This window comes from Streptomyces sp. NRRL B-24572, from assembly GCF_002156145.1.
GTDB lineage: Bacteria > Actinomycetota > Actinomycetes > Streptomycetales > Streptomycetaceae > Streptomyces > Streptomyces vietnamensis.
In genome coordinates this window covers 16,340-20,280 of sequence record NZ_MWIG01000063.1, presented here as the reverse complement: position 1 = coordinate 20,280, position 3,941 = coordinate 16,340, and the positions used below count along the sequence as shown (strand labels likewise).

Below are 3,941 nucleotides of genomic sequence, written 5' to 3'. Positions count from 1 at the left end.
CGACTAGGACTTGTCCGGCCGATCATGTGACTAGTCCGTGCACGAGTCGTTGCTGTGGGCATGGGGCGGGGTGATCTGAGCGATGCTGAGTGGGAACGGCTGCGGCCGTTCCTGCCGGTGAGCAACGGGCGTTGTGGCAGGTGGCGGGATCATCGGCAGGTGATCGACGGGATTCTGCACCGGGTGCGGACCGGGGTGCAGTGGCGTGACCTTCCCGAACGGTTCGGGCCGTGGAAGACCGTCTACGAACGCCATCGCCTGTGGTCGGCCGACGGCACCTGGGAGCGTCTGCTCCAGCAGGTCCAGGCCGCGGCCGACGCCGCAGGCGAGATCGACTGGGACATCTCGGTCGACTCCACCATTGTCCGCGCGCATCAACATGCAGCCGGCGCCCGCACCGACCCGCCTCCGGCCCCGGGACAAAAGGGGGCCGCAGGGGTGGAACACCAGGACGAGACGCCGTGGCAGAGTCTCGTCGCCCGCCTGGTGGAGGTGGTGCTGGAAACGAGGGCCTGGGCCGCTCGCGCGGCGGGTTCACCAGCAAGCTCCACCTGAGCGCGGACGGCCGCTGCCGCCCGCTGTCCCTGATCGTCACACCAGGTCAGCGGGCGGACTGCACCCAGTTCAAGCCGGTCCTGGAGAAGATCCGGGTGCCCAGACCGGGCCTGGGCCGGCCACGCAAGAAGCCCGACAGCCTCGCGGCCGACAAGGCTTACAGCAACGGCCCCATCCGCGAGTACCTGCGGCAGCGGGGCATCCGCCACACGATCCCAGAGAAGACCGACAGCCAGGCGGCCCGCCTGCGCAAAGGCTCACGTGGCGGGCGGCCACCCGGTTTCGACGAGGAGCGGTACAAGAAGCGCAACACGGTCGAGCGGGCGATCAACCGCCTGAAGCAGTCCCGGGCAGTCGCGACCCGCTACGACAAACGCGGCTACGTCTTCCTCGGCACCGCGACTGCGGCGTCTGTCGCGATCTGGCTACGAACGTGATCCCGGAGACGATGCCTCGGCGTCGTTGCATCCGTGGTCGGCCCACTCGGTGAGGAGTTCGGCCAGGCTTGCAAGCGACGTCGTCATCGGCCAGGGTGCACGTTCTTCGCGGCCTGTCCACGTCAGGTGAACCACAGCCCAGGGCAACGGCCGGTTCGCGACCCTGAACAGGACGTCGTCGCATCCTTCGCATCGTGCCGCTGCGGTGGCCTCTGCTCCGTGCAGGGGGTGTCCAGGAGCCAGCTCGCGACGCAGTTCCAGCTCGAAGTCGTGCATGCCTGCATCGGGCACCCACCACGGGGCGGGCAGGAGCGACGGGTCATCCGGCATGTGCTGCATCCCAGCATCCTTGCAGACCGCTTGGGCCGGCCTTGATCGGCCGGACAAGTCCTAGCGCAGGCCCTGGGCGCGCTCCGCCTCCAGGGCCGCGACCAGCGCCTCCGGCTCACGGCTGGACAGGTACACGTACGGCGTCGGGTCCGCCGGGTCCGTCACCTCGACCCGTACCGCTCCCGGCACGTAGCTGCGCATCAGCATGAAGGCCCGCGGGTCCGCCTTGTGCATGCGCCACGCGCGCGCCTCCTCCGCGTCCAGCGCCTCGGCCGCCCCGAGCGCCGCGACCGGGATCCGCGCGTCGCCCGCCACCAGCGAACCGGCCACCACCCGGATCCGCGCGGAGCCGTACGAGGAGACCACCACCCCGGCGATCACCGCCGCCGCGATCAGGCCGCCCAGCATCGGGACCGTGCCCAGCGGGAACATGATCAGGGCGCCGGAGAGGCCGAGCAGACCCACGATCACCCACCACGAGCGGGGCGCCGACAGCCGCTCGTCGAAACGCGGCGCCGCGGAGGGCGCGGGGGAGGGGGCCGGAGACGGGGACGGTACGGAAGGCTGCATGCGTCCAAGCTTGGCACGGCTCGACCCGCGCCCACCCGTGTGGGGCCCGGCACGGCGCGACCTGCGGGCATCCTCGCGGGTAAGGTCTGCGGCTGTGACTGCAACATCTGCCGCCCTCACCCCGCCGGCCGACGCCATACCGCCGGTACGCCACCCCGACGCGCCGGCCCCCGGCGAGCTGCTCGGTGCGCACTACGAGTACTGCTTCGGGTGCGGCGGCGGGCAGCCCCACGGCCTCCACCTGGAAGCGCGCGCGGGCGAGGGCGTGACGGTCACCGCCGAGTTCACGGTGACCCCCGACCACCAGGGCGCCCCCGGCCTCGCGCACGGCGGCGTGCTCGCCACCGCGCTCGACGAGACCCTCGGCTCCCTGAACTGGCTGCTGCGGGTCATCGCCGTGACCGGACGACTGGAGACCGACTTCGCCCGGCCCGTTCCGGTCGGCACCGTGCTCCACCTGGAGGCCGCCGTCACCGCCGTGCACGGCCGCAAGATCTACTCGACCGCCGTCGGCAGGATCGGCGGGCCCGAAGGCCCCGTCGCCGTCCGCGCCGACGCCCTCTTCATCGAGGTCAAGGTCGACCACTTCATCGACAACGGCCGCCCGGAGGAGATCCGGGCCGCCATGTCCGACCCCGACCAGGTCCGGCGCGCCCGCGCCTTCGAGGTGAACCCCTGATGCGCAACCCTGTCGACGTACTGATCCGGCGAGTGGACCCGGAGGTGCCGATCCCGGCCTACGGGCATCCCGGCGACGCCGGGGCCGACCTCGTGACCACCGAGGCCGCCGTACTGGCCCCCGGGGAGCGCGCCGTGCTGCCCACCGGGGTCTCCATCGCCCTGCCGGACGGGTACGCGGCCTTCGTGCACCCGCGCTCCGGTCTCGCGGCCCGCTGCGGAGTGGCGCTCGTGAATGCCCCGGGGACGGTGGATGCCGGGTACCGTGGAGAGATCAAGGTGATCGTGGTCAATCTCGACCCGCGCGAGGACGTGCGGTTCGAACGATTCGACCGGATTGCCCAACTCGTCGTCCAGCAGGTCGAGAAGGTGCGCTTCCACGAGGTGGCGGAGCTTCCCGGTTCGGCGCGGGCCGAGGGGGGCTTCGGGTCCACCGGCGGTCATGCCGCCGTGGACGGCACAACGGGTGGGAATCGATACGCTTCGGTCGTATCCGACCGGGAAGGACAGTGACGTGTTCGGACGTCGCAAGAAGAGCGGTGCCGCCGAGGACGCGGCGAGCGAGGCCGAGCAGGTCGTCGACGCGGTGGAGGACGAGGACGGCGCCGAGGCGCCGCGCCGCGTGAACCTTCCGCCGGCGCCCCGGCCCGACGGACCCTGGGACATCTCCGAGGTCGCCAAGCCCGACGAGGGCCGCGTGGACCTCGGCGGGATCTTCGTGCCCGGCGTCGAGGGCATGGAGCTGCGCGTGGAGGTGGCGGGCGACGCGATCGTCGCGGCCACCGTCGTCCTGCGCGACAGCGCCGTACAGCTGCAGGCCTTCGCCGCCCCCAAGAACGAGGGCATCTGGGGCGAGGTCCGCGACGAGATCGCCACCGGCATCGTCCAGCAGGGCGGTGCCATCGACGAGGTCGAGGGCCCGCTCGGCTGGGAGCTGCGGGCCCAGGTCCCGGTGCAGCTGCCGGACGGCAACCGCGGCGTGCAGCTGGTCCGCTTCGTGGGCGTCGACGGACCCCGCTGGTTCCTGCGCGGAGTGATCTCCGGGCAGGGCGCGGTCCAGCCCGAGGCCGCCGGCCTCCTGGAGCAGATCGTCCGGGACACCGTGGTCGTCCGCGGCGACGGCCCGATGGCCCCGCGCGATCCGATCGTCCTCAAGCTGCCGAACGACGCGCAGATGGTGCCGGACGGCGTGCAGCAGGAGGAGCAGGAGAGCTCCCGCTTCTCCGGCGGCATGGGTCAGCTCCAGCGCGGTCCGGAGATCTCCGAGATCCGCTGACGAACGGTTGCCGGGGCGCCCGGGCGACCCGGCACGACCGGGACACGGCCGATGGGCCGGGACCCGGTGGGATCGAGACACGGCCGGTGGGCCGC

5 protein-coding genes are annotated in these 3,941 nt (G+C 72.0%); 4 read left to right on the top strand and 1 reads right to left on the bottom strand.

Annotation, left to right across the window (positions count from 1 at the left end; all coding sequences use genetic code 11):
• The first annotated feature begins 60 nt into the window (after positions 1-60).
• Positions 61-992 (top strand): IS5 family transposase gene (locus CCN56_RS04220; RefSeq protein WP_373412817.1). Its coding sequence is split into 2 segments (ribosomal slippage): positions 61-453 and positions 456-992, totalling 930 coding nucleotides; the frame shifts between segments, so codons are not numbered across the junction.
• A 390-nt stretch (positions 993-1,382) separates the two neighbouring features.
• Here CCN56_RS04220 and CCN56_RS04210 read toward each other — a convergent pair.
• On the bottom strand, positions 1,383-1,892 hold the full coding sequence (locus tag CCN56_RS04210) for a DUF3093 domain-containing protein (protein ID WP_052499333.1): 510 nt from the start codon (positions 1,890-1,892) through the stop codon (positions 1,383-1,385).
• 94 nt (positions 1,893-1,986) lie between these two features.
• Here CCN56_RS04210 and CCN56_RS04205 point away from each other — a divergent pair, with 94 nt between their 5' ends.
• The 3 genes from CCN56_RS04205 to CCN56_RS04195 are packed head-to-tail and all read left to right on the top strand — an operon-like array spanning position 1,987 to position 3,846.
• Entirely contained in the window at positions 1,987-2,571 is a 585-nt protein-coding gene (locus tag CCN56_RS04205; protein ID WP_086823749.1) for a PaaI family thioesterase, read from the top strand.
• Positions 2,571-3,083 carry a dUTP diphosphatase gene (gene dut, locus CCN56_RS04200; RefSeq protein WP_041134307.1) on the top strand — a complete coding sequence of 171 codons (513 nt, stop codon included), beginning with the start codon at positions 2,571-2,573 and terminating at the stop codon, positions 3,081-3,083. The genes CCN56_RS04205 and dut overlap by 1 nt, the downstream gene beginning before the upstream one ends.
• Before the next feature lies 1 nt (position 3,084).
• Positions 3,085-3,846 carry a DUF3710 domain-containing protein gene (locus tag CCN56_RS04195; RefSeq protein WP_086823747.1) on the top strand — a complete coding sequence of 254 codons (762 nt, stop codon included), beginning with the start codon at positions 3,085-3,087 and terminating at the stop codon, positions 3,844-3,846.
• Positions 3,847-3,941 lie beyond the last annotated feature (95 nt).